The 22,729-nt window shown below is 68.3% G+C and carries 24 protein-coding genes and 1 pseudogene; 13 read left to right on the forward strand and 12 right to left on the reverse strand.

All coding sequences use genetic code 11. From position 1 onward, the window contains the following. Positions 1 to 8 precede the first annotated feature (8 nt). From AVE30378_RS12455 to AVE30378_RS12470, 4 genes are all read left to right on the forward strand, one after another. Positions 9 to 2,540: a cbb3-type cytochrome c oxidase subunit I gene (locus tag AVE30378_RS12455; protein ID WP_129241172.1), complete on the forward strand. Its 2,532-nt coding sequence runs from the start codon at positions 9 to 11 to the stop codon at positions 2,538 to 2,540. A gap of 4 nt (positions 2,541 to 2,544) precedes the next feature. Continuing rightward, a complete protein-coding gene (locus AVE30378_RS12460) occupies positions 2,545 to 2,886 on the forward strand; it encodes a hypothetical protein (RefSeq protein WP_129241173.1) in 342 nt (113 codons plus the stop codon). A 98-nt stretch (positions 2,887 to 2,984) separates the two neighbouring features. Next, positions 2,985 to 3,383 (forward strand): PRC-barrel domain-containing protein, encoded by a 399-nt coding sequence (locus AVE30378_RS12465; protein ID WP_129241174.1) that lies wholly within the window; start codon positions 2,985 to 2,987, stop codon positions 3,381 to 3,383. Positions 3,384 to 3,527: 144 nt separating this feature from the next. Next, positions 3,528 to 5,330 carry a hypothetical protein gene (locus AVE30378_RS12470; protein WP_165360164.1) on the forward strand — a complete coding sequence of 601 codons (1,803 nt, stop codon included), beginning with the start codon at positions 3,528 to 3,530 and terminating at the stop codon, positions 5,328 to 5,330. Here the strand turns inward: AVE30378_RS12470 and galU are convergent. Together galU and AVE30378_RS12480 are read right to left on the reverse strand one after the other, a co-directional pair. After that, positions 5,327 to 6,172: a UTP--glucose-1-phosphate uridylyltransferase GalU gene (galU, locus tag AVE30378_RS12475; protein ID WP_129241176.1), complete on the reverse strand. Its 846-nt coding sequence runs from the start codon at positions 6,170 to 6,172 to the stop codon at positions 5,327 to 5,329. The genes AVE30378_RS12470 and galU overlap by 4 nt on opposite strands. A 62-nt stretch (positions 6,173 to 6,234) precedes the next feature. Further along, positions 6,235 to 7,314 (reverse strand): mechanosensitive ion channel family protein, encoded by a 1,080-nt coding sequence (locus tag AVE30378_RS12480; protein WP_129241177.1) that lies wholly within the window; start codon positions 7,312 to 7,314, stop codon positions 6,235 to 6,237. Between the two features lie 140 nt (positions 7,315 to 7,454). Between AVE30378_RS12480 and AVE30378_RS12485 the strand changes: the two genes are divergently transcribed. After that, positions 7,455 to 7,646, forward strand: coding sequence for a hypothetical protein (locus AVE30378_RS12485; RefSeq protein ID WP_129241178.1), 192 nt, complete (start codon positions 7,455 to 7,457; stop codon positions 7,644 to 7,646). 4 nt (positions 7,647 to 7,650) lie between these two features. Here AVE30378_RS12485 and AVE30378_RS12490 read toward each other — a convergent pair whose 3' ends face one another. From AVE30378_RS12490 to AVE30378_RS12525, 8 genes are all read right to left on the reverse strand, one after another. Further along, positions 7,651 to 7,857 (reverse strand): DNA-3-methyladenine glycosylase, encoded by a 207-nt coding sequence (locus tag AVE30378_RS12490; protein ID WP_338879387.1) that lies wholly within the window; start codon positions 7,855 to 7,857, stop codon positions 7,651 to 7,653. A 119-nt stretch (positions 7,858 to 7,976) separates the two neighbouring features. Then, on the reverse strand, positions 7,977 to 8,537 hold the full coding sequence (locus tag AVE30378_RS12495) for a DUF4142 domain-containing protein (protein ID WP_129241180.1): 561 nt from the start codon (positions 8,535 to 8,537) through the stop codon (positions 7,977 to 7,979). Positions 8,538 to 8,623: 86 nt separating this feature from the next. Beyond that, positions 8,624 to 9,133, reverse strand: a complete 510-nt coding sequence (locus AVE30378_RS12500) for a CinA family protein (RefSeq protein ID WP_129241181.1) — start codon at positions 9,131 to 9,133, stop codon at positions 8,624 to 8,626. Positions 9,134 to 9,166: 33 nt separating this feature from the next. Continuing rightward, entirely contained in the window at positions 9,167 to 9,442 is a 276-nt protein-coding gene (locus AVE30378_RS12505) for a hypothetical protein (RefSeq protein ID WP_129241182.1), read from the reverse strand. 73 nt (positions 9,443 to 9,515) lie between these two features. After that, positions 9,516 to 10,208 (reverse strand): 2OG-Fe(II) oxygenase, encoded by a 693-nt coding sequence (locus AVE30378_RS12510; RefSeq protein ID WP_129241276.1) that lies wholly within the window; start codon positions 10,206 to 10,208, stop codon positions 9,516 to 9,518. Positions 10,209 to 10,272: 64 nt separating this feature from the next. Beyond that, positions 10,273 to 10,995 carry a 2OG-Fe(II) oxygenase gene (locus AVE30378_RS12515; RefSeq protein ID WP_129241183.1) on the reverse strand — a complete coding sequence of 241 codons (723 nt, stop codon included), beginning with the start codon at positions 10,993 to 10,995 and terminating at the stop codon, positions 10,273 to 10,275. Positions 10,996 to 11,129: 134 nt separating this feature from the next. Then, the gene (locus AVE30378_RS12520) at positions 11,130 to 12,725 is read right to left on the reverse strand and encodes a gamma-glutamyltransferase family protein (RefSeq protein WP_129241184.1); all 1,596 of its coding nucleotides are present in this window, start codon (positions 12,723 to 12,725) and stop codon (positions 11,130 to 11,132) included. A 24-nt stretch (positions 12,726 to 12,749) separates the two neighbouring features. After that, a complete protein-coding gene (locus tag AVE30378_RS12525) occupies positions 12,750 to 13,724 on the reverse strand; it encodes a Bug family tripartite tricarboxylate transporter substrate binding protein (RefSeq protein ID WP_129241185.1) in 975 nt (324 codons plus the stop codon). A gap of 157 nt (positions 13,725 to 13,881) precedes the next feature. Here AVE30378_RS12525 and AVE30378_RS12530 point away from each other — a divergent pair, with 157 nt between their 5' ends. Together AVE30378_RS12530 and AVE30378_RS12535 are read left to right on the forward strand one after the other, a co-directional pair. Next, the gene (locus AVE30378_RS12530; protein ID WP_129241186.1) at positions 13,882 to 14,538 is read left to right on the forward strand and encodes a GntR family transcriptional regulator; all 657 of its coding nucleotides are present in this window, start codon (positions 13,882 to 13,884) and stop codon (positions 14,536 to 14,538) included. A gap of 52 nt (positions 14,539 to 14,590) precedes the next feature. After that, entirely contained in the window at positions 14,591 to 15,082 is a 492-nt protein-coding gene (locus AVE30378_RS12535) for a cupin domain-containing protein (protein WP_129241187.1), read from the forward strand. Here AVE30378_RS12535 and AVE30378_RS12540 read toward each other — a convergent pair. After that, positions 15,079 to 15,975 (reverse strand): DMT family transporter, encoded by an 897-nt coding sequence (locus AVE30378_RS12540; RefSeq protein WP_129241277.1) that lies wholly within the window; start codon positions 15,973 to 15,975, stop codon positions 15,079 to 15,081. The two genes, AVE30378_RS12535 and AVE30378_RS12540, sit on opposite strands and share 4 nt — an antisense overlap. 293 nt (positions 15,976 to 16,268) lie before the next feature. Between AVE30378_RS12540 and AVE30378_RS12545 the strand changes: the two genes are divergently transcribed. Then, positions 16,269 to 17,540 (forward strand): MFS transporter, encoded by a 1,272-nt coding sequence (locus AVE30378_RS12545; protein ID WP_129241188.1) that lies wholly within the window; start codon positions 16,269 to 16,271, stop codon positions 17,538 to 17,540. Between the two features lie 5 nt (positions 17,541 to 17,545). Here AVE30378_RS12545 and AVE30378_RS12550 read toward each other — a convergent pair whose 3' ends face one another. Continuing rightward, the gene (locus tag AVE30378_RS12550) at positions 17,546 to 18,418 is read right to left on the reverse strand and encodes an NAD(P)-dependent oxidoreductase (protein ID WP_129241189.1); all 873 of its coding nucleotides are present in this window, start codon (positions 18,416 to 18,418) and stop codon (positions 17,546 to 17,548) included. 210 nt (positions 18,419 to 18,628) lie between these two features. On the opposite strand from AVE30378_RS12550, the gene AVE30378_RS12555 reads away from it, so the two are divergent. The 5 genes and pseudogenes from AVE30378_RS12555 to AVE30378_RS32830 all read left to right on the forward strand — a co-directional run. Then, complete coding sequence (locus AVE30378_RS12555) at positions 18,629 to 19,021, forward strand: Zn-ribbon domain-containing OB-fold protein (RefSeq protein WP_129241190.1); 393 nt, start codon at positions 18,629 to 18,631, stop codon at positions 19,019 to 19,021. Next, positions 19,018 to 20,178, forward strand: a complete 1,161-nt coding sequence (locus AVE30378_RS12560; protein WP_129241191.1) for a thiolase — start codon at positions 19,018 to 19,020, stop codon at positions 20,176 to 20,178. Before AVE30378_RS12555 ends, AVE30378_RS12560 begins: the two co-directional genes overlap by 4 nt. Positions 20,179 to 20,186: 8 nt before the next feature. Further along, positions 20,187 to 20,876 carry a 3-oxoacid CoA-transferase subunit A gene (locus AVE30378_RS12565; RefSeq protein WP_129241192.1) on the forward strand — a complete coding sequence of 230 codons (690 nt, stop codon included), beginning with the start codon at positions 20,187 to 20,189 and terminating at the stop codon, positions 20,874 to 20,876. Beyond that, positions 20,873 to 21,535: a 3-oxoacid CoA-transferase subunit B gene (locus AVE30378_RS12570; protein WP_129241193.1), complete on the forward strand. Its 663-nt coding sequence runs from the start codon at positions 20,873 to 20,875 to the stop codon at positions 21,533 to 21,535. The genes AVE30378_RS12565 and AVE30378_RS12570 overlap by 4 nt, the downstream gene beginning before the upstream one ends. After that, positions 21,525 to 22,712, forward strand: a pseudogene (locus AVE30378_RS32830) (acyl-CoA dehydrogenase family protein); the annotation flags it as partial. The gene AVE30378_RS12570 and the pseudogene AVE30378_RS32830, both read left to right, overlap by 11 nt. Positions 22,713 to 22,729: the final 17 nt, after the last annotated feature.

A 22,729-nucleotide genomic window follows, 5' to 3' on the forward strand; every position in this document is an offset into this window, starting at 1 on the left:
CGGAGCCAATGCCGTCCGGGGAGTCCCCGAGCCTTCCGAACCCGCTGCCGCGCCCGCAGGGGGAGCTGGAGCGCCTGCAGCGCGCCTGGCGGCGCCCCACCGGCTTGCGGGCGCTGACGGTCGTCAACAACACCTCCATCGGCCTGTTGTACATCGGCACCGCATTGTTGTTCTTCCTGCTCGCCGGCGTACTGGCCCTGCTGATGCGTACGCAACTGGCCGTGCCGGACAATCCTCTGATCGGGCATGCGCTGTACAACCAGCTTTTCACCATGCACGGCACGGTGATGATGTTCCTGTTCGCGGTGCCGGCGGTCGAGGCGGTGGCGGTGCTGCTGCTGCCGAACATGCTGGGCGCGCGCGATCTGCCCTTTCCACGGCTGTCGGCCTATGCGTACTGGGCCTACGCGATCGGCGGCATCGTTTTTTTCTGCAGCATTTTCTTGGGCCTGGCTCCGGACGGCGGCTGGTTCATGTATCCGCCCCTGACCAGCACGGCGTACTCGCCGGCGCTGAACGCGGATCTGTGGCTGCTGGGCATCGGGTTCATCGAGATATCGGCGATCGCGGGCGCGATCGAGCTGGCGATTGGCATCCTGCGCATGCGCGCGCCCGGCATGACGCTGGAAAAGATGCCGATATTCGCCTGGGTGATGCTGGTGTTCTGCGGCATGGTGATCGTCGCGTTTCCGGCGGTTATCGTCGCCACCGCGCTACTGGAGCTGGAACGCGCGTTCGACATGCCATTTTTCATTGTGGAGCGGGGCGGAGCGCCGCTGTTGTGGCAGCACCTGTTCTGGTTCTTCGGACACCCCGAGGTCTACATTATTTTTCTGCCGGCCGCCGGCATGGTGTCGATGATCGTTCCCGCCATGACGGGGACGCGCCTGGTCGGCTATCCGCTGGTCGTGGCGGCCGTGGTGGGGACCGGGTTTCTCAGTTTCGGCCTGTGGGTGCACCATATGTTCGCCACCGGCATTCCTGCGCTCTCCCTCAGTTTCGCCTCGGCCGCCAGCATGGCGGTGTCGGTGCCGACCGCCATACAGGTATTCGCCTGGGTGGCCACGATCGCCGCCGCCGTGCGTCTGCGGCCTCTGAAAACGCCCATGCTCTTCATTCTGGGGTTTTTCTTCACGTTCGTGCTGGGCGGGCTTACAGGCGTCATGGTGGCTGTCATTCCTTTCGATCTGCAGGTGCACGACACGTACTTCGTCGTCGCTCATCTTCACTACGTGCTGTTCGGCGGAATGGTGTTTCCGCTTTTTGCCGCGTTCTACTACTGGATGCCCTTCGTCAGCGCGCGGCCCCTTTCGGAGCGGCTGGGGCGGTGGGCGTTCTGGCTGATGTTCGTGGGCTTCAACCTGGGTTTCTTTCCCATGCACTTCACGGGACTGGCCGGCATGCCGCGGCGCGTCTATACGTATGCGGAGAGCCAAGGATGGGCGCCGCTGAACTTGGCGTCCACCGTTGGAGCCTACCTCATCGCGGCGGGCGTACTGGTGTTTCTCGCGGACCTAGCGCGCAACTTCCGGCCCGCCGTGGGCTCGGGCGCCGGCAATGTCTGGGGGGCGGGCACCCTGGAATGGCTGCCCAGCGGAACCTATGGCTTGCGCAGCGTTCCTCTCGTGACAAGCCGGGAACCGCTATGGGATCAGCCCGGCCTTGCGGCGGAGGTGGAAGCCGGACGCCATTTCCTGCCTGATGCGCCAGCGGGGTTGCGCTCGACCCTGGTCACCAGCGCCCTGGACGCGCGGCCCGACTATGTGCTGCCGTTGCCGGGGCCGGCGTGGTCGCCGCTCCTGGCGGCGCTCGGTACGGCGGGCTTCTTTCTTCTGCTGACGTTCAAGCTCCCCGTATTGGCGGCGGCCTTCGGCTTTCTCGCCGTCGCCGCCTTCTGGCGGTGGCTGTGGGATGCGGATACTGGCCCGGACCTGCCGGAGGTGCGCATCGGGGCGGGCCTGCGGCTGCCTATGGCCTGTCCGGGGAGCGGCTCCCATTCCTGGTGGGCCACGGTCATGCTCGCCATGGTTTGCGCCAGTATCTTCGGAGCGCTGATCTTCGCCTATCTGTTCCTCTGGACGGTCTCGCCAGGGAAGTGGATGCCGGCAGACGGGTTGCCCGAACCCTTCTGGGCCTGGCTATCCGGCGGCCTGCTACTGGGATCTGGCGCGATCGTGGCCCAGGCCGGGCGCCGCCTGGGCCGGGGCGGACAGCGGCTGCTGAGCTGGGGGCTGCCGTTGGCGGCCGCATTGTTGGCCGCTTCGGTCGGGTTGGAGATGTATGCGCATTGGCGCACAGGCTTGCGCCCGCAGGCATCGGCCTACGCGGCGTCGGTGTACGCGGTGCTCGGGCTGCAGTCCCTGTCCGTGGCCGTTTCCATCCTGATGGGCGTGTTTTCATTGGCCCGCTCGTTGGCCGGCAGGCTGACAGCCACGCGGCGCGCCTGCCTCGACAACATGGCCATCCTGTGGCAATACGCCGTGGCCCAGGGCGTTTTGGGCCTGGGCCTGCTCCATGTCTTTCCGCGGCTGGCGGGCTAGCGCCATGCAAAGACGGTTCTGGATCGAACTGCTGCTTATGGTCGCGGGACCGGTGATCTGGCTGGCGCACTTTCTCTTCATCTATATGGTCAACGCCGTTGCATGCGCCCATTTCCCTTCCGGCGGCGTGTGGATGGCGCTGCCCGTCTCGTCGTGGATCATCCTGGCCGCCAGCGCGTTGGCGCTGGCCGGCATGGCAGCGGTCAGCCTGTATCAGCGTAGGCGGGTCCGGACTCGCCGTTTGCCGAGATTCCATGGTTGGCTGACCGGCTCGCTGTGTCTGCTGTCGGCGGTGGCGGTCCTGTGGGAAACCTTGCCGGTACTGACAGCGGCCGCCTGCGGATAGCCGCCAGGCACGGGGTTTGCTGAATGTGCCGTCGCGAATCGGCGGTATCGCCGAAACCGAAGTTCAACGCGGGGACTGGCCCCGCACAGGAGACCAGCATGGAGCATCAAACCAATATCGTTGGCGGACCCAAGGGCTCGCCCACCGGCCCGGGCCCCGAGATCATGGCGGCCGACACCCTGGAAGGCAATGACGTCTACAACGCCGGGGGAGAGGAGCTGGGGTCCATCAAGGACATCATGATCGACGTGCCCCGGGGCCGCGTCGCCTACGCGGTCCTGTCGCGCGGCGGCATCCTGGGCATGGGGGACAAGCTGTTCGCCATTCCCTGGGCCGCCTTGACGCTGGACACGGACCGCAAGTGCTTCGTCCTGAACATCGACAAGGAAGTCCTGAAGAACGCGCCGGGCTTCGACAAGGACGACTGGCCCAGGATGGCGGACGAGACCTGGGCCCTGAGCCTGCACAAGTATTACAACCAGGATCCCTACTGGTAGGCGGCGGGTCCGGCGGGGCCGCGGCCATGTCCGCCTTGCTCTCGCCGGGTTCCGCCTGTCTGCGCGGAACCCGGCGTGTTCACTCCGCCGGAACTTCGTTTCCCCTGCACCCCTCGTCCCATGCCGGTCGGCCGGCCTTCCGCCATGCACGGTCATCTTCAATTCAATTCCTATTCCGCGGCGCGCGCCCGCAATCCCGTTGGGAAAAGCGTTGCCGCGCGCCCCGCGCGGCGGGATCCGCCGCTGAACGGCTTTTCCTTCGACGTGCCGCCGCCGTTGGCTCGCCGGGTCCGCCTGCGGCTGGCGCAGGCGGAAAGCGAAGCGTGGATGGCGCGCCTGTGGGAGCGCGACGCGACGCTGTGGACGGGCTCGGACGAAGGACAATGGCTGGGCTGGCTGAGGCCCGGAACGGCGCCCCGGGAACTCGGCCACCTGACCGCCGTGTGCCGCCGGCTGTGCGTCGCCGGATTTACGGATGCGGTGTTGCTGGGCATGGGCGGCGCCAGCCTGGGCGCCGACGTGCTGGCCCATACGCTGGGCGTCGGTGGCGGAGGGCTGCGGCTGCACGTGCTGGATTCCACCGACGCGGCGCAAGTGTTGGCGTTGCAGTCCGCCGTGGACCTGACGCGATGCCTGTTCATCGTGGCGAGCAAGTCCGGTTCGACGCTGGAATCGTGCATGCTGGCCTCCTACTTCCATGAGCAGTTGGCGCGGAAGCTCGGACGGCAGGAGGCGGGCAGGCGGTTCGTCGCCATTACCGATCCCGGGTCGGCCATGCACGCCCGCGCGCGGGAGGAAGGCTATGCCGCGGTGTTCGATGGAGAGCCGTCGGTGGGCGGGCGCAATTCCGTGTTGTCGCCCTTCGGTCTGGTTGCGCTGGCGCTTCTGGGCCACGATCCGGCCGCGTTTCTGCGCGGTGCCCGGCCCATGCTGCGCGCCTGCGCGGCGGGAACTCCGGAGCGCGCCAATCCGGGCCTGCTGCTGGGTGCGCTGCTGGGCGAGGCAGCGATAGGCGGGCGCGACAAGCTCACCATCCTGGCCAATCCCGAACTGGAAAGCCTGGGCTGCTGGCTGGAACAATTGCTGGCCGAGTCCACCGGCAAGGACGGGCGGGGCATCGTCCCGGTGGACCATGAGCCCGTCGGATGTCCGTCCGACTATGGGCGCGACCGCCTGTTCGTTCATCTTGCGAAAAGCGATGCGCCGTGCGCGGAACTGGACGCCCATGGGCGGAGCCTGGCGGCCGCGGGCTTTCCGGTGTTGCGCTGCGACCTGCCGTCGGCCCGCCTGCTGGGCCAGGAATTCTTCCGCTGGGAGATGGCCACCGCCGTCGCCGCCGCCGTCTTGCGCGTGAATCCGTTCGACCAGCCAGACGTGGAGGCGAGCAAGGTCCGCACTCGCGCCCTGGCGTCGCGCCATCAGACCGGCATCGGCGCCGCGGACGGGAAGCCGCTGCTGGTCGAGGGCGCGCTCGCTTTCCATGGCGAGTTCGAGGGCGCCGCATCGGCGGCCCAACTGCTGGCATCCTGCTTCGGCGGCCTGGGCGCCGGTGGCTACGCCGCGCTGCTCGCCTATGTCGCGCGGGACGCCGGGCACGAGACGTGGCTCGCGTCGATGCGGGGCCGGCTGAGACAGGCCACCGGGGCCGCGACGATGGGCGGCTTCGGCCCCCGCTATCTGCATTCCTGCGGGCAGTTGCACAAGGGAGGACCCGCGGGCGGACGGTTCCTGTTCATTACGGCGGATGCGCCGGCCGAACTGGAGGCGCCCGGCCAGGCATTGGGATTTTCCGCTACGCAGCGCGCGCAGGCGCTGGGCGACATGGAGGAACTGGCCGCGCGGGGCCGGCCGTGCCTGCGCGTCCACATCTCCGGGCCGCTCGAGGCGGGCCTGGCGCAACTGGCCGGCCTGCTGGAGCGGGCATTGCCGCCGGAGCCGGTCCGCTAGGCGTTCCGCTCGCCCAGCCCGTGGTATTTCCTGCCGATTTCCATGGTGGCCTGATAAAAGCCCGCCTTGCTGCCGCAGTCATACCGGGTGCCTTCGTACTCGTATCCGAAGACCGCGTTCCCGCGCAGCAGCGCGGCGATGGCATCCGTCAACTGGATTTCCCCGCCCACGCCCGGCTGCGTCCGGCGCAGGCAGTCGAAAATGCGCGGATCCAGGATGTACCGCCCGACCACCGCCATGTCCGAGGGCGCGTCGGCAGGGTCCGGTTTTTCCACCATGCCGTTCAGCTTCAGGACGCCGCGGGCCAGCGGCGATCCCGACACGATGCCGTATTGGCGCGTGCTGGATGGGGGGATTTTCTGGAGCGCGAGGACGCTGCCGCCGAACTCCCGCGCCACCTTCGCCATTTCCCCGATGACGGGGGCGGGCGCGTCGATCATATCGTCGGCCAGCAATACCGCGAAAGGCTCGTCGCCCACGATAGGCGCCGCGCACAGCACGGCATGGCCAAGACCCAGCGCGGTGGGCTGGCGGGTATAGACGCAGTTGACGTGCGACGGAAGGACATTGCGGACGGAATCGAGCAGCGCGACCTTGTTCTTTGCTTCAAGGTCCAGTTCGAGTTCCGGGACCCGGTCGAAATGGTCTTCTATCGCGCGCTTGTTCCGGCCGGTGACGAACACGAGTTCCGTGAAGCCGGCGGCGACGGCCTCTTCCACGGCATACTGGATGAGCGGCTTGTCGACCACCGGCAGCATTTCCTTGGGCATGGCCTTGGTGGCGGGGAGAAAGCGGGTTCCCAGGCCCGCCACCGGGAAAACGGCAATACGGATGCGCTTCATTTGAGCCCCTCGGTCTATGTGGTGCCGGGGTATAGCAAACGCCGTGCCCAGGACGGCGGGCGTCAGGCGGGGGCTTCATCGGACGGCGCGGCGGGCGGCAGGTGCACGATGCGTTCGGGCAGCGCCAGCGCGATTCCCGCGGCGTCCAGGTCGCGCATGATGCCCAGGTTGATGTTCTGCTGGATATCCATGTAGCGGTTGTAGTCGGCCGTCATTACGTAGTACACGGCCTCGTATTCCAGGGCGTTTTCACCGAAGCGGGCCAGATGCGCGCGGTCGAAGCGCGTGTCGGGCTGGCGTTCGATCTGCCCGCGGATCAGCGCCGGCACGGCGGCGGCGCGGTCGACATCGGTCATGTAGGTGATGCGGACGGTGAAAATAATGCGCCGCTGCTGCATGCGCTTGTAGTTCTGGATCGTCTGCTTGAGCAGCTCCGTGTTGGAGCAGACGATCTGTTCGCCGCCCAGGCTGCGGATGCGCGTCGTCTTCAGGCCGACGTGTTCGATGCTGCCGGCCACCTGGCCGAACACAATGAAGTCGCCCGCCTCGAAGGGCTTGTCGAGCCCGATCGAAATCGACGCGAAAAGATCGCTCAGGATGGTCTGCACGGCCAGCGCGACAGCGACCCCGCCTATGCCCAGGCTGGCGACCAGCGCGGTGATGTTCACCCCCAGGTTGTCCAGCATGGCGAGGAGGGCGATGACCGACACCAAGGTGCGCAGCAGGAACCGGAACAGGGTGGCCGTGACCGTGCTCACCTGCCCGCGCGAGGCGAGCGCGTGATCCAGCCCCACGTCCACCGCCCGGTCCAGCCACAGCGCGATCTGCAGCGTCAGCAGGACGAACCAGAGATGCTGGGCGTTCCTGCCGCTCCAGGGCAGGGGCGCGCCGACGATCGCGGCGCCGATCAGCATCGACAGGATCAGCAGCACGACGCTGTTCGTGCGGCGCAATACTTCGGACAGCGACCTCGCGAGCGGGTGACCGGGCGTCTCGGCGCGCTGTTGCAGGCGGGACCGCAGGATCCGCAATGCGGCGCCCATCGCGAAGAACAGGGCAGCGCCCGCCGTGAGCGCGAACGCCCACAGCATGATGGGATGATCCGGAAGCGCGGGGATGCCGGAAAGCCAGTCTGCGTGCATGCCGTCTCCAGGGCGGAAATCGGCGGTGCAGCAAGCGGCGTGCCGGCCGGCGCCCCGCGCCGGGACTTCCGGCGGCGGCGGGCACGGCGTTTGCTGATCCGGTCGGCTGCTGCATTCCCCAGCCTTTTCGGAGAGTCGTCATGGACAAGTTCGAGCGCAGTGCGATGGTGGAGCCTTCCGGTGAATTGAGCGAGGGAGAACTCAGGGCGCAACGCACGCTTGAGGCCGCCCGGCGCCTGATGGACCCCCAGTCGGTGGCGCCGGTCTTGTCGGTCGAGGCGGAGCTGAAGCGGTATGTGAAGCAGGCATACCGCCGGCATTCCTACGATTGAGGCGCTAGGGAGGAGGCTCGTCCCACACGGAAGCGCGCCGGTACTGTTCGGCGCGCGCCAGCGTGCGGTAGAAGTCCGCACCCGCCTGGATCAGCCTGTCCATTTCCTCGCGGCGGAGCCTGGGCTGGATCGCAGCCAGGCATTCCGCGTAATTGGCCAGTACTTCGGGCCAATCCTGAAAGCTTCGATCGGCCGCCGGGGTGGCGATCATTTGTGCCAATAGTTCCTCTCGATCCATATGCGTGTCCCGCAGCTACCCTATCGTTCTCTACACGCCTGCAGTGCGCGTGTCAGTCCCTCTTCCTGCTTTCTGCCGCCTTGGCCGGGCGCTCACTGCTTCGCCGCGTTGGCCCGTTGTTGAAGGGCCTGCGCCATCTCCAGGTGCTGCTGGAGGACGGGCAGGGTCTGTGTGGCGAATTGCTTGACGTCCGGGTCCTTGACCTCGTTCGAGGCCTCTTCGAAGAGCTTGACCGCGTCCTGGTGCGCGGATACGCCGATTTCGTCGATGTACGCCTTGTCGAAGCTGTCGTCGCGCAGGCCCAGCGCTTTCAGCTTCGCCTGCTGCACCAGGGACGGCTCGGTTGGCGCTTCGTAGCCCTTGCTTTGCGCGAGCGACGCAAGCTGCTGGCCGGCCTTGCCATGTTCTTCGATCATTTTCTGCGCAAAGGCTTTTACGTCCGGATCCCGGGCCTTTTCCAGGGCGAGCTTGCTGCCCGCGACCTCCATATTGCCGGCTTGCGCCGCGTTTTCCAGGAAGTCGCGATCGGCGCTGTCCAGTTTCGCTTCCGACGCCATGGGAGCCGCCGGCGGCGCCGTCTGGGCCTGAGCCGCGGGAGCGGCGGCCAGCGTCATCGTGGCGAGGAGGGTAGCGGTCAGGTAACGGGTTTTCATGGAAACCTCCAAGTTGGGCGCGAGGCGCCGTTGAGAGCCGGTGTTCAACCTCCGCCAGCAATCGTCGTTCCCGGCGAAGGGCCCGCTCACCCGGGGTTCGGGCCGCCGCCCAGTCCGGCGTAGTACTCGGCCAGGCGGACCAGCGCGTAGCGGGCGCTGGCCTGGCGTATGCCGTTCCGGCTGCCGGAGAATCGCCGGGTTTCGGAATAGACGGCAGGCGCCGCGTCGGCGCGGCCCGTCTTGAAGACCCAGGCGAAGCATTGCGTGCCCGCCGGAATGTCGCTGTCTATGGAGTCCGTGACGCCTGTGTTCGAAATGGCGACCAGCGCCGGGCTTTTCCGCGAGGCGCCTTGCGCCATTTCCCGCGCCACCGCTTCGCTGGTGAGGTTGTGCCGCGCGAGGGTCCGCGCCGAAACGCCTAGGCAGCGCGCCTTCGCTTCGGGCGAATAGACCACGAAAGCGCAGTCGAGCAGCGAGCCGGCGCCGGGCACGTCGGCCAGCGTGGCGGCGATCAGGCCCGCCGTGCACGACTCCGCGGTGACCAGGGTCAAGCCGTGTTCATGCATAAAGGCTGCGACCCGTTCAATGGCGTTCATGGCGAATGGCGCGGACCGCCCGGTGTCCGCGGCCTAGCCGCCGTTGCGCACCGGGTCGGGCCGCCTGCGCGAGACTCCGGCGTGCTCCGCGTCGGTGACGTGGTCGGCGCCGATGTCGGCGCCCTCATGGTCGCGGTCGCGCGGATTGGCGCTCTCGCGGTCGCCGGTGCCTTGCGAGTCGCTGTCGGTATGGACCAGGTCCGGCGGCAGGTCGCTGGCCGAATCAGAGGAATCGCTCGGCCCGAGGTCGGGGCGGGTCGACTCTTCGGACTCGAGGTCGGGGCGGAAGGGGGAGGGCGAGCGGGGCATGACGGTTCTCCGAATGGCTGAGCCAGCCAGGGATGGCCCAGGCTGTGCAGCAAGCGGCGTGCCGGCCCCGCATTCAGGGCGCGTCGTGGAAGAACAGTTCCAGCCCGACGCGCTCGCCGCCGCGCACGCGGCTGATGGCGTGCTTCAGGTTGACCCGGTAATCGCCGTGGGTTCCGCGGGCGGGGCGGTGCGCGGTGGCGATGAGGGCGGCGTCGCCCAGCCGCAAGGGCAGCACCATGGGCCGCGACTGCATGCGCGGCCGCTGTTCCGTCATCACGAATTCGCCGCCGGTGAAATCCAGGCCGGGTTCGGACAGCAGGGCGACGCACTGCAAGGGAAACACGTGCGCGCCTTCGCCGCGCTGGTGCAGCGCCACGTAGCCGTCTTCGCGCAGCAGGCTGAGGTGCGACAGCGCATGGGCCTGGCCCGCCTGCCGGCCGCGCCGCAGGAAGTCCGCCAGTTCGCCGGGATAGCGATAAGCGGAATCCAGCCGCTCGCTCCAGCGGTTGGCGATGGGAGCGAGATGGCGGTAAAGGGCTTCGCGCCACCCGGCCAAGGGCGCGGGCAGCCCGGCCGGGAAACGGCAGAGGTCGCCCTGGCCCAGTCCGCCGTGCGCCAGCGGCGCGCGCCGGAGGCCGGCGGCCTGGCGGCCCAGCGCGCGCGCCTGTTCCGGCGCCAGCCATCGCGGCAGGAACGCGTAGCCTTCCGCGTCGAGTTGCGCGGCGATGCCGGTCCAGTCCAGGCCGTCGATGACGGGCGCGTCCATGTCCAGGGGGATCGGGCTGTCCACGTCGGGGGGCGGCCCCAGGGGCAGTTCCGCCTGCATGGCCTCAGCTCGCGTCATGGAAGATCACCCCCAGCGTGTGCCGCCGCCCGCCCAGGAGCCGGCTGACCCCATGCCGCATGGCGGCCTTGCGCAAGCCGGTCCGCTTGCCGGCGACGGGGCGCCGGTTCACGGTGAATACCAGGGCGTCTCCCTGGCGCAAAGGGACCACCTCGGCCACCTGCCCGCCGGAGGAGGTTTCCGTCATGACGAATTCGCCGCCGGTAAAGTCCTTTCCGGGTTCGGACAGCAATATCGCGGTCTGCAAGGGAAACACGTGTTCGCCGTACAGGTCCTGGTGCAGGCAGTTGTAGTCGCCTTCGCGGTATTCGAGGATCAGGGGCGTCGGCCGATGCTGCCCGGCGCGGTGGCACCGCGCCAGGAAGTCGTCCAGCGCGCCGGGGTACTGCACGTCCAGGCCCAGTAGGCGGTTCCAGCGGTTGGCGATCGGCGCGAGCCGGGCATACAGCGCATGGCGCAGGGCATCGACGAGCGGCGGGAGAGGGTAGGAAAAATACTTGTATTCGCCGCGGCCGAACCCGTGGCGCGCCATGACGATCCGGGAGCGGTAGCCGTCCTCGCGCGGGTACAGCGCCGCCAGCATCCGGCATTGGGCGGGGCTGAGAAATCCGGGCAGCACGGCGTTGCCGTGGTGGTCGAGCGACCGGCCGATGGCTTCCCAATCCCGCCCCTCGACAGCGTCCAGGCCAGGAGAAATACTGGATTCCATGGTCTTTCACCGGATGTTCGTGGGCAACGCGTCCAGTGTAGATCGCGGGCGCGGGCCCGGGGCTCCGTTTCTTGCCATGGGACCGCCTGGGCAGGCCCCAAGGCGCGAGGCCGCGCCCTGGGGCCTGTCCGGGATCAGAACCCTACGGCCTGACCGTCGCGCCGCGAATCCGAGGCGGCCACGTATCCGCCCTGCGGCAGGCGGCAGATCAATTGCGCCGAACCGAACTCCAGGCTGTCGGCGGCCGCCACCGCGACGTTGTGGCCGCGGGCGCGCAGCGCGTCGACCACGTCCGCGGGCAAGTGCGATTCCACGTTCACCACGGGGCCCTTCTCCACGCGGAAGCGCGGCGCGTCGCTCATGGCCTGCGGATTCTGGCCGAACGCGGCCAGGCGCGTGACCATCTGCAAATGCCCTTGTGCCTGCATCGACCCGCCCATGACGCCGAACGACATCGCGGGCTGGCCGCCGCGCGTGACGAACGCGGGGATGATGGTGTGCATCGGCTTTTTGCGCGGCGCGACCTGGTTGGCGTGGCCGGGCGTGAGCACGAAGTTCAGGCCGCGGTTGTGCAGGCTGATGCCGGTGTCCGGCACGACGACGCCGGAGCCGAAGCCGTGGTAGTTGGACTGGATGAAGGACACCATGGTGCCGCCGGCATCGGCCGCGGTCAGGTACACCGTGCCGCCGGTGGCCGGCGTGCCCGCCACCGGCACGCTGGCGCGGTCCATGGAGATCAGGCGCGCGCGCTCGGCCAGGTAGGAACGGTCCAGCAGGGCGTTGGCGTCGGTGCGCATGTGGCGCGGATCGGCGACGTGCTGATGCAGGTCCGCGAAGGCCAGTTTCATGGCCTCGATGCTGACGTGATAGTAATCCGCGCTGTCGCGGCCCATGCTTTCCAGGTCGAACTGTTCCAGCATGCCCAGCGCCATCAGCGCCGAAATGCCCTGGCCGTTGGGCGGGATCTCGTGCAGTTCGTAGCCGCGGAACGACTGCGAAATGGGCGCGACCCATTCGGGGCGGTGTTCCGCCAGGTCCACCGCGCTGAGCGCGCCGTCGGTCTGGCTGGCGAAGTCGGCGATCTTGCGGGCGAGTTCTCCCCGGTAGAAGCTCTCGCCGCCGGTCTCGGCGATCTCGCGCAGCGTCTTGCCCTGCGCCGGAAAGCGCCACCATTCGCCGGCCTGGGGCGCGCGGCCCTGGGGCAGGAAGGCGGCGGCAAAGCCCGGTTCCTGCGCCAGCCTGGGCGCCTGCGCCGCCCACTGGCGGGCGATGGTGGGCGATACCGCGAACCCTTCTTCGGCATAGGCGATGGCCGGTTCGAACAGCCTGGCGAAAGGCAGCTTGCCGAAGCGGTCGGACAGCGCCTTCCAGCCGGCCACCTGGCCCGGCACGGTGACCGTGCCCCAGCCCGTGCCGGGCATGGCGTCGCGGCCGCTGAAATATTCCGGCGTCCAGGCGGCTGGCGCGCAGCCGCTGGAGTTCAGGCCATGCAGGCGGCCGTCGTGCCAGACCAGCGCGAACATATCGCCGCCGATGCCGTTCATGACCGGCTCGAGCACAGTCAGCGCGATCGCGGTGGCGATGGCGCTGTCGACCGCGTTGCCGCCGGCCAGCAGCATGCGCAGGCCGGCCTGCGCCGCCAGGGGCTGGCTGGTCGCGACCGCGTTGGCGGCCAGTACAGGCATTTTGCGGGAGGCGTACGGAAAGGACCAATCGAAGGGTGAGGACATGGGTACTGGAGCTCGTCGTGGAAATTACTGCGGGGTGATGCCGGCCTGGTCGATCAACTGCTTGGTGCGCGGGATTTCGGCCTTGATGAAGGCGGCGAATTCCTCGCGCGAGCCGCCGCGGGGTTCGGCGCCGGCTTCCGCCAGCTTACCGCGCAGCGCGGGATCGGCAAGCACTTTGTTGACGGCGCGGTTGAGCTTGTCGAGCACCGGGGCCGGCGTGCCTTCGGGGGCGACCAGGCCGTACCACGGCGCGATGTCGTAGCCGGCGTAGCCTTGTTCCGCGATGGTGGGGATGTCCGGCGCCAGCGCCGAACGCTTGGAATTGGACATGCCCAGCGCCAGCAGCGCGCCGCTCTTGGCCTGCGGCAGCCCCGTCATGATGGTGTCGAAGTACATCGACACCTGGCCGCTCAGCAGCGCGGGGATGGCTTCGCCCGCGCCCTTGTAGGGCACGTGCAGGATGTCGATGCCGGCCACCGACTTGAGCATTTCGCCGGCCATGTGCGAGGTCGTGCCGGTGCCGAAGGAGGCATAGGTCAGCTTGCCGGGGTTGGCGCGGGCATAGGCGACCATTTCGGGCAGGGTCTTGAAAGGCTGCGAGGGATTGGCCAGCAGGATGTTGGGCGTATAGGCCACCATCGACACCAGCTCGAAGGCGTCGGGATCGTAGGCCAGGCGCTTTTGCAGATAGCGGTTGGTCACGATGGCGGCCGGGCCGCCCATCAGCAGCGTGTAGCCGTCCGGCGCGGCGCGCGCGACCGAGGCACTGCCGATGGCGGCGGCGGCGCCGGGACGCGCTTCGACGACGAAGGGCTGGCCCAGTTCCGTCGACAGCGCCGCGCCCAGTTGGCGCGAGATCAGGTCGGTGGCCGAGCCCGCCTGGAACGGCACGACGATGCGCACGGGATGCTGCGGCCAATCGGTGGCCTGGGCGCCGGCCTGGGCCGCGAAGGCCATGGCCGCGGCGCCTGCCAGCGCCCGGATGAGACGAAACTTCATGGATACCCCTTGATCGCGTTATGGAAAGCGTGGAGGGGATTAGACGGGAATGGACCGGACGCCATCTATTGGTGTTTGCATCCATGGATCATTGGATCCAATTTGTGTTATTTTTGCGTTTATCTATCATGGCGGCTTTCCGAGCCGTGGGACGACGATGCTGCAATTCCAGAAGACAGCGATCAGCGCCGAAGACGAGGCGTACCTGCACCTGCAGCGCGAGATCCGGCTTGGGCGCTACGCGCCCGGCCAGCGCCTGGTGCCCGAGGTCGTGGCCGCCGAGATCGGCACCAGCCGCATGCCGGTGCGCGGCGCCCTGCGCCGGCTGGCATCCGAGGGCCTGGTCGAAATCCGCGCCAACCGCGGCGCGGTGGTGCGGGGCCTGAACCAGCAGGAAATGCTGGAAGTATTCGAAATGCGTTCCGTGCTGGAAGGCCTGGCGATGCGCAACGCGGTGCTGCACATGAATGCCGAGCATCTGCGCCGCCTGTCGAATTCACTGGAACTGCTGGAGCAGGGGCCGGGCGAGGACCTGGACTGGACAACCGCCCACCGCGAATTCCACGAGTACCTGTGCAGTTTCTGCCAGCAGCCGCGCCTGCTGCGCCAGATATCCGAACTGCATTCCGTCGTCGAACCCTATATGCGCCTGTGGGCGGCCCAGCCCGGGCGCGTCCTGCGCGTGCGCGAATCGCACCAGGAACTGATCGACGCCTTGCGCACGCGCGATCCGGCGCGCTGCGAGGCGGCGATGCGGCAACACGTGCTGAACACCGTGCCCGCCTTGCAGGCGTTCCTGGAACAGGCTGCCTGAAGGGCCGGGCCTGGCTTAGACTGGGGCCATCCGCAACGCGATGAGCCCTGCCATGACCGACTCCGCCGCCACCCTGATCCGCCGCCTGGACCTGCTGCCACACCCTGAAGGCGGCCACTACCGCGAAACCTACCGCGCCGCCGATTCCGTGACGCGCGCCGACGGCGCGCGCCGCGCGGCCAGCACCGCCATCTATTACCTCTTGTGCGACGGCGCGTGGTCCACCTGGCACCGCATCCGCGCCGACGAACTCTGGCATTTCCATGCCGGCGCGCCGCTGCATATCCATGTGCTGGCGCCGGACGGCGGTTACCGGCGCCTGCGGCTGGGCAACACGCTGGAGGACGCCGGGGCCGAGTTCCAGGCGGTCGTCCCGGCCGGTAGCTGGTTCGCTGCCGAATTGGCCGAACCCGGCGGCTACGCGCTGACCGGCTGCACCGTCGCGCCCGGCTTCGAATTCAGCGAGTTCGAACTGGCCGACGCCGCCGAACTGCGCCGCCAGTATCCGGCCCAGGGCGACCTGATTGCGCGCCTGGCGCGCTAGCTGGTCCGCGCCTTCGGCGCCGCGGCTGGCGGCTTTTTCCGGCGCGGAAGCTTGGCCTCGCTGGCGAGCACTCCCGCGACGATGAGGCCCGCGCCCACCAGCGCCAGCGCCGGCAGGCGGTCGCCGGCCAGGCGTCCGACGATGCCGCCCCAGACGGGCTCGCCCGCATAGATGACGGTGGCGCGGGTGGGCGACACGGATTTCTGCGCCCAGTTCATGGTCAGTTGGATGATGGCGCTGGCCAGCCCCAGGCCGATGGCCGCGCCGGCCCACAGCCAGGAGAACGCGGGCACCGATTCCCCCATGGCCGGCATCAGGGCGAACGAGACCAGGCCCGCCGTCAGTAGCTGCACGGCTGTCACGCGGCGGCTGTCCACCGACTTCGCGAACAGCCCGATCAGGATGATTTCGGCGGCGATGGCCGCGGCCCCGGCCAGCGTCGCGGCTTCGCCGGCGCTGAAATTCAGGGCGCCCGCCTGCGGGCCGGCCAGCAGGACCAGGCCGGCGAAGGCCAGCGCCACGCCGACCCAGCTCATCGGGCCGGGCGGCTTCTTCAGCACGGCCCATTGCAGCAGCGGCACGATGGGAACGTACAGCGCGGTGATGAAGGCCGATTGGCTGCTGGTGATGGTCTGCAATCCGTAAGTCTGCAGGAAGTAGCCCAGGAACAGGGCGCTGCCGATGGCGATGCCGGCGCCGATCTCGCGGCGGGTGATCGCGGCCATGTGCTTGCGGAACAGCAGCAGCGCCATGGCCCCGGCGATCGTGAAGCGGACGCCTACGAAGAACAGCGGCCCGCTGTGCTGCATGGCGATGTGGATGACGAGGAAGGTGCTTCCCCACAGCATGGTGACCAGCACCAGGGCGATTTCCTGGCGGGACAGGGCGAACATCGATGTCTTGGACGTCACGGCTTACTTTGAGTGCTACGAGTGGGGGCAAATATACTGCGCCGCGCCGGCCGCGGTGCCCGTTCACCGAACAGGTTCTGGGGGCTTCCGCCTGTTCGGCATATAGCCAGGAGTAATATGACGCGTCCGGCGGCCCTCGGTTGCCGGATCACAAGCCGATTCGCGCCTCGTCCTTCCCGCCTTGCCGTCAGCCCCGTCTTCCGCGCGCGCTTCCGGCGGCGTCTACGAACCTGGGCGCGCAAGCGGCCACAAGAAGACATCGAGGAGAAGCATACGTGGACAAGCAAGAGTCGGGCGGCTGGTATTTCGGCTGGAATATCGTAGGCGCCGCTACGGCACTCACCCTGTTGACCGTCGGCCTGCGCATGGGCATCGGGCCGTTTTTCCTGCCCATGGCGGAAAGCCTGGGCTTCACGCGCAGCACGCTGTCGGGCATCGTGGCGATCGGCATGCTCTGCTATGGCCTGGGCATGCCGCTGGCGGGTTATCTGGTCAGCACGCAGGGCACGCGCTTCGTGCTGCTGACGGGCGCGGCCATCGTCGTCGCTTCGTCGATCTGGACGGTGTTCGCCAGCGGGCCCATCGAATTCCTGCTGTCTTTCGGCGTGGCCCTGTCGATCGGCCTGGCCTTCACCAGCCCCGTGGCGCTGACGCCGGTGATCAGCCGCTGGTTCACGCGCCAGCGCGGCATGGCGCTGTTTTTCCTGTCCACCGGCTCGATGGCCGGCATCGCGCTGATGACGCCCACCCTGACCTTCGCGATCTCGGCCGTGGGATGGAAGGAAACGCTGCTGGGGTTCGCGGTCCTGTTCGCCCTGCTGACGGTGCCGGTGGCGCTCTTCGTCATGCGTGACGAAGCGCCCGAACACACGGACCTGCTGCCCCACCAGATCGTCGATAAACCCGGGGCCGCCAAGCCCGCGGCCAAGCGGCCCGCTCCCAATGTGCGCGACGCCTTGCGCACCTTGCCTTTCTGGCAGGTGGCGCTGGGCCTGTTCGCCTGTGGCTTCAGCATGAACCTGCTGGGCACGCACGGCGTGCCCATGCTGATGGACCATGGCTTCGACGCCACCACCAGTTCGCTGGGCATCGGCCTGATCGGCCTGGTGGCGATCTTCAGCACGCTGGTCCTGGGCCGGCTGTCGGACCAGGTCGAGCGGCGCAACATCCTCGCCGCGATCTACCTGGTGCGCGGGCTGGGATTCTTCGCGCTGGTCATGGTGGGCGCGCATTGGGAACTGTACGCCGCGGCCACCATCGGCGGCATCGTGTGGGCCGGCAGCGTCGCCTTGTCGTCGGCGATCCTGGCCGACGTCTACGGGATCCGCCTGGTGGGCGTGCTGTACGGCCTGGCCTACCTGGGCCACCAGGTGGGCGGCATGATCAGTTCATGGCTGGGCGGCTGGGCCTTCGAAGCCTTCGGCACGCATTGGGTCGCCTTCGGCTCGGCCGGGGCGCTGCTGCTGGCGGCGGCGCTGATCTCCCTGCGCCTGCCGGTGCGCGGCCTGCTGCGCGGGCAGGCGGCAGCCGCCGCCGGCGGACGCTGAGCCGGCTAGCGGTCTTTCAGCAGGGACACCAGTTCGGGCACGTAGCGGTCGCCGCCGCCCTGCGTCACGGCCTGGTCGTAGGTGTGCAGCACGGCCGCGCCGATTTCCCGCACGGCGCCCGTTTCGGCGGCCATGGTGTTGTAGTAGGACAGGTCCTTCTGCGCGTTCGACATGAAGAACCGCAGCGAGGACGGGTCCTGTTCCAGCAGGTACGGCTTGATGCGCTCCAGCGCCACGCCGCCTCCGCCGCCCTTGGCCAGCACGTCGGCGAACACGGCGGGATCGATATCCGCGCGCAGCGCGCAGGCCGCCGCTTCCGACAACAGGGCGATCACGCCCAGCGACACGTAGTTGTGCAGCAGCTTCATGCGGTGGCCGGCGCCCACGGGGCCGGCGTGCGTGATGTTCTCGGCAAAGCAGGCCAGCAAGGGCTTGCATTCCTCGAACAGCGCCGCCTCGCCGCCCACCAGCAGGTTGAGCCGGCCTTCGGCGGCTTCCTTGGGGGTGCGCGTCATCGGCGCATCCAGGAAGCGGCCGCCGGCTTGCGCCACGGCCTGCGCCACCTTTTCGGTGGAGGAGGGGATGGCGGTGGAGCAGTCGATGATGACCGTGCCGGGCCGCAGGCCTTCCAGCACGCCTCCCGCCGACAGCAGCACGGCTTCGACCTGCGGGCTGCCGGTGACGCACAGGATGATCACGTCGGACTGCGCCGCCAGCGAGGCGCCATCGGCGACGCTGGCCGCCCCGGCGGCCTTCAGCGCGTCCAGCGGCTGGTTGCCGGGGTGTTCGAGCACCGTCAGCGCGTGACCGTGCTTGACCAGATTGCTTGCGATGCCATGGCCCATGAGGCCGATTCCAACCATGCCGACTTTCGCCATCTTCCAGTGCTCCTGCCATGTAAGGGTGTTTGTTATCGCGTAAATCTTACTCCGACTCGCGGCGCTTCGAATATGCCGAAAGAAGCCTTCGAATCTTTCGGATGGTAAGCGGCGGGAGCCATTCCTAAAATCGTTCCACTGCCGCGGGCCATGCCTGGCGCGGATCGAAATACAACGGAGACAGCCGCCCGCCGGGCGGAACACATCAGCATGCCGCAAACCGAAAACGAGCCGGCCCCCAGCGCCGAACGACACTATTTCGAGCAGCTCGCGCAGGGCCGCTTCGTCATCCCGCGATGCCAGGCCTGCGCCCGGCACCATTTCTATCCCAGAGTGGTCTGCCCGCATTGCGGGTCCGACTCGCTTCGGTGGGTCGAGCCCAGCGGCCGGGGCGAGGTCTATTCCTCGACCGTCGTGCGCGGCAAGGGCGGCGATTACACCGTCTGCCTGGTGGACCTGGACGAGGGCCCGCGCCTGATGAGCCGCGTGGTGGACATGCCCGTGGAGGCCGTGGCCATCGGCCTGCGGGTCCGCGCAAGGATCGACGCCGTGGACGGCGCGCCGCTGCTGGTATTCGTGGCGCAGACGGAGGAACGGGCATGAGCCGAAGCCATCGCGGCGCGATCGCCGTCCTGGGAACCGGCATGGCCGGACTGGGCGATTGCCAAGGCCGTACCGAACAGGAAATCATCGCGCAGGCGTCCCACCGCGCCGTGGCCGCCAGCGGCCTGAAGATGCAGGATATCGACGGCATCATCACTTCCAGTCTGACCTCGCCATGGTGGGTGATGCGGATGGCGGAGTACCTGGGGATCCGGCCTCGCTTCTCCGACAGCACCATGTTCGGCGGATCGTCGTTCATCGCCGACCTGAAGATCGCGGCGATGGCCATCGAGGCCGGCCAGTGCGACCACGTGCTGGTCTGCTACGGAGCCAATCCGCGCAGCGCGCCCAGCAGCACGCAGATCAACCAGATGCGGGCGGCGCTGGATCCGCAGCCCTACGAGCACCCCTACAAGCCGTTCAACCCGGTATCCAGCTACGCGCTGGCGGCCGCGCGCCACATGCACCAGTACGGCACCACCCGGCGGCAACTGGCCGAGGTCGCGGTGGCGGCGCGCAAATGGGCGCAGTTGAATCCCGACGCCTTCCTGCGCACGCCGCTCACGATCGACGAGGTGCTGGGCGCGAAGATGATCTCGGACCCCCTGACCGTGCGCGATTGCTGCCTGGTGACCGACGGCGCGGGCGCCTTCGTGGTCGCGCGCGCCGACCGGGCCCGCGATCTGCATCCGCGTCCCATCTACGTGCTGGGCACCGGCCATGCGCACTGGCACCGCCAGATATCGTGCATGCCCGACGTTACCGTCACCCCGGCGGTGGACTCCGGCCGGACCGCGTTCGCCGAGGCGGGGCTGACGCCCGCCGATATCGACCTGGTCGAACTCTACGACGCCTTCACCATCAACCCCATCCTTTTCCTGGAAGACCTGGGCTTCTGCGCCAAGGGAGAGGGCGGCGCTTTCATCGGCGGCGGGCGCATCGAGCCGGGCGGCGACCTGCCGATGAACACCAACGGCGGCGGGCTGTCGTTCACCCATCCCGGCATGTACAGCATTTTCCTGGTGATCGAGGCCGTGGCGCAACTGCGCCGCGAGGCGGGCGAGCGCCAGGTGCCCAAGGCCGATGTCGCGCTGGTGCACGGCAACGGCGGGGTGCTGTCCAGCCAGGCCACCGCCATTCTTTCCCATTCCCTGTGATGCACGCCATGATGAACAAGACAGTCGATTCCGCCGCGCAGGCCGTGGCGGATATTCCGGACGGCGCCACCGTCCTGGTCAGCGGGTTCGGCCTGTCCGGACAACCCGTCGAATTGCTCGACGCGCTGGTGGAGCATGGCGCGCGCGGCTTGACCGTGGTGTGCAACAACAGCGGCGCCTGCGACAGCGGCCTGGCCCGCCTGATCCGGCTGGGCCGCGTGCGCAAGCTGATCGCCTCGTATCCGCGCGGCGCGGAGTCGCAGGCCTTCGAGTCGGCCTACGCCGACGGACTGATCGACTACGAATGCGTGCCGCAGGGCACGCTGGCCGAGCGCCTGCGGGCGGCCGGGTCGGGCCTGGGCGGCTTCTTCACGCCCACCGGCTACGGCACCTTGCTGGCCGAAGGCAAGGAGACGCGGATCATCAAGGGCGTGGGCCACGTGTTCGAGGAGCCCCTGCATGCCGACTACGCGCTCGTGAAGGCCTACTGCGCGGATCCCATGGGCAATCTCGTCTACCGCAAGGCGGGACGCAACTTCGGCCCGCTCATGTGCATGGCGGCGGCCACCGCCGTCGTCCAGGTCCATGCGCTGGCGGAGGTCGGCGGCCTGGATCCCGAGCACATCGTCACGCCCGGCATCTTCGTGCAGCGCGTGCTGCGCATTCCCGACGCCCAATTGACCGGAGCCCTGCAATGACCCAACGATATTCCCGCGAGGACATCGCGCGCCGCGCCGCGGCCGACATCCCTGCCGGTTCCTACGTCAACCTGGGCATCGGCCTGCCCGTCAGGGCGCTGGACTACTGGACGCCGGCGCATGGCGTCATCGTCCACAGCGAGAACGGCATCCTCGGCATGCGGGCGCGCTCGGACGCCGATCCGGTCGATCCGGACCTGACCAACGCGGCCAAGCAGAACGTCGCCATGGCCGCGGGCGGCAGCTTCTTCAACCACGCGGACTCTTTCGCCATGATGCGCGGCGGCCACCTGGACTATTGCATCCTGGGCGCCTACCAGGTCTCGGAGACCGGCGACCTGGCCAATTGGTCGCTGGGACAGCCTGGCGTCGCCGCGGCGGTCGGCGGCGCCATGGACCTGGCCGTGGGGGCCAAGCGGGTCCACGTGCTGATGGAACACCTGACCCGCGAAGGCGTGCCGCGCCTGCGCCGGGTATGCGACCTGCCGCTGACGGGCGCGGCGTGCGTGGACCGGGTCTATACCGACCTCGCCACGCTCGACGTCACGCCCGAGGGTTTCGTGGTGCGCGACATGGCCCCGGGCCTGACGCGCGCCGCGCTGCAGGCCGCGACCGACGCGCCGCTGCGTTTCGCGGAGGATCTGCGCGATGCCGAATGACGTTTCGCTGGAGGATTTCCGCGGCGAGGTCCGCGCGTTCCTGCGCGAGCGCCTGCCCGCCGACCTGCGGCGCAAGGTGCTGGACCACCAGCGGCTGGACAAGCAGGATTTCCTGCGCTGGCACCGCATCCTGCATGAAAAGGGCTGGGTCGCGCCGAACTGGCCGGCCGAGCACGGGGGCGCGGACTGGAGCATAGGCCAGCGCAACGCATTCGACGAAGAATGCGCGCTGGCGGGCGCGCCCGAAACCGTGCCCTTCGGGCTGCGCATGGTCGCGCCCGTCATCATGGCCTACGGCTCGGACTGGCAGAAAAGCCACTTCCTGCCGCGCATCCTGAGCGGGGAGGACTGGTGGTGCCAGGGGTATTCCGAGCCGGGCGCCGGCTCCGACCTCGCGTCGCTGGCCACCCGCGCCCGCCGCGAAGGCGACGTCTTCGTGGTGAACGGCCAGAAAACCTGGACGACCTACGCCCAATACGCCGACATGATGTTCTGCCTGGCGCGGACCAATCCCGACGCCAAGGCGCAGGAGGGCATTTCCTTCCTGCTCATCGACATGCGCAGTCCCGGCGTGTCGCTGCGGCCGATCCGGACGCTGGACGGCGGCGAAGAGATCAACGAAGTCTTCCTCGACGACGTGAGGGTGCCCGCGTCGCACCTGGTCGGCGAAGTGGACCGGGGCTGGACCTATGCCAAGTACCTGTTGTCGCACGAACGCTTCGGCGCGGCGCGGGTGGGGCGCGCCAAACGGGAACTGGGCCACCTGCAGCGGCTGGCGGCCAAGCGCAAGGCGGACGGCCGGCCGCTGGCCGAAGACCCCGTGTTCGCCCAGCGGCTGGCGCAACTGGAGATCGACACCCTGGCGCTGGAGCAGACCAATCTGCGGCTGATCGCGCGCGACCAGCGCGGCGCCGGACACGGCGCGGAAGCCTCGATACTGAAGTACCTGGGGTCCACGCTGGCGCAGCGCATCAGCGAGGCGCTGGTCGACACCGCCGGCACGCACGCGCTCGCCTATCGCTCCGACGCGCTGGAGCGCGATTATGCGCAAGGCGGCCCGACCCTGGAAGAAGAACTGGAAGCCATGCCCGGCTTCTACCTGAATCTGCGCAAGATCTCGATCTACGGCGGAACGGACGAGGTCCAGAAGAACATCATCGCCAAGCTCGCGCTGGGCGAGGCCGACGACTATAC

The sequence above is a fragment of the Achromobacter veterisilvae genome, from assembly GCF_900496975.1.
Taxonomy (GTDB): Bacteria; Pseudomonadota; Gammaproteobacteria; order Burkholderiales; family Burkholderiaceae_B; genus Achromobacter; species Achromobacter veterisilvae.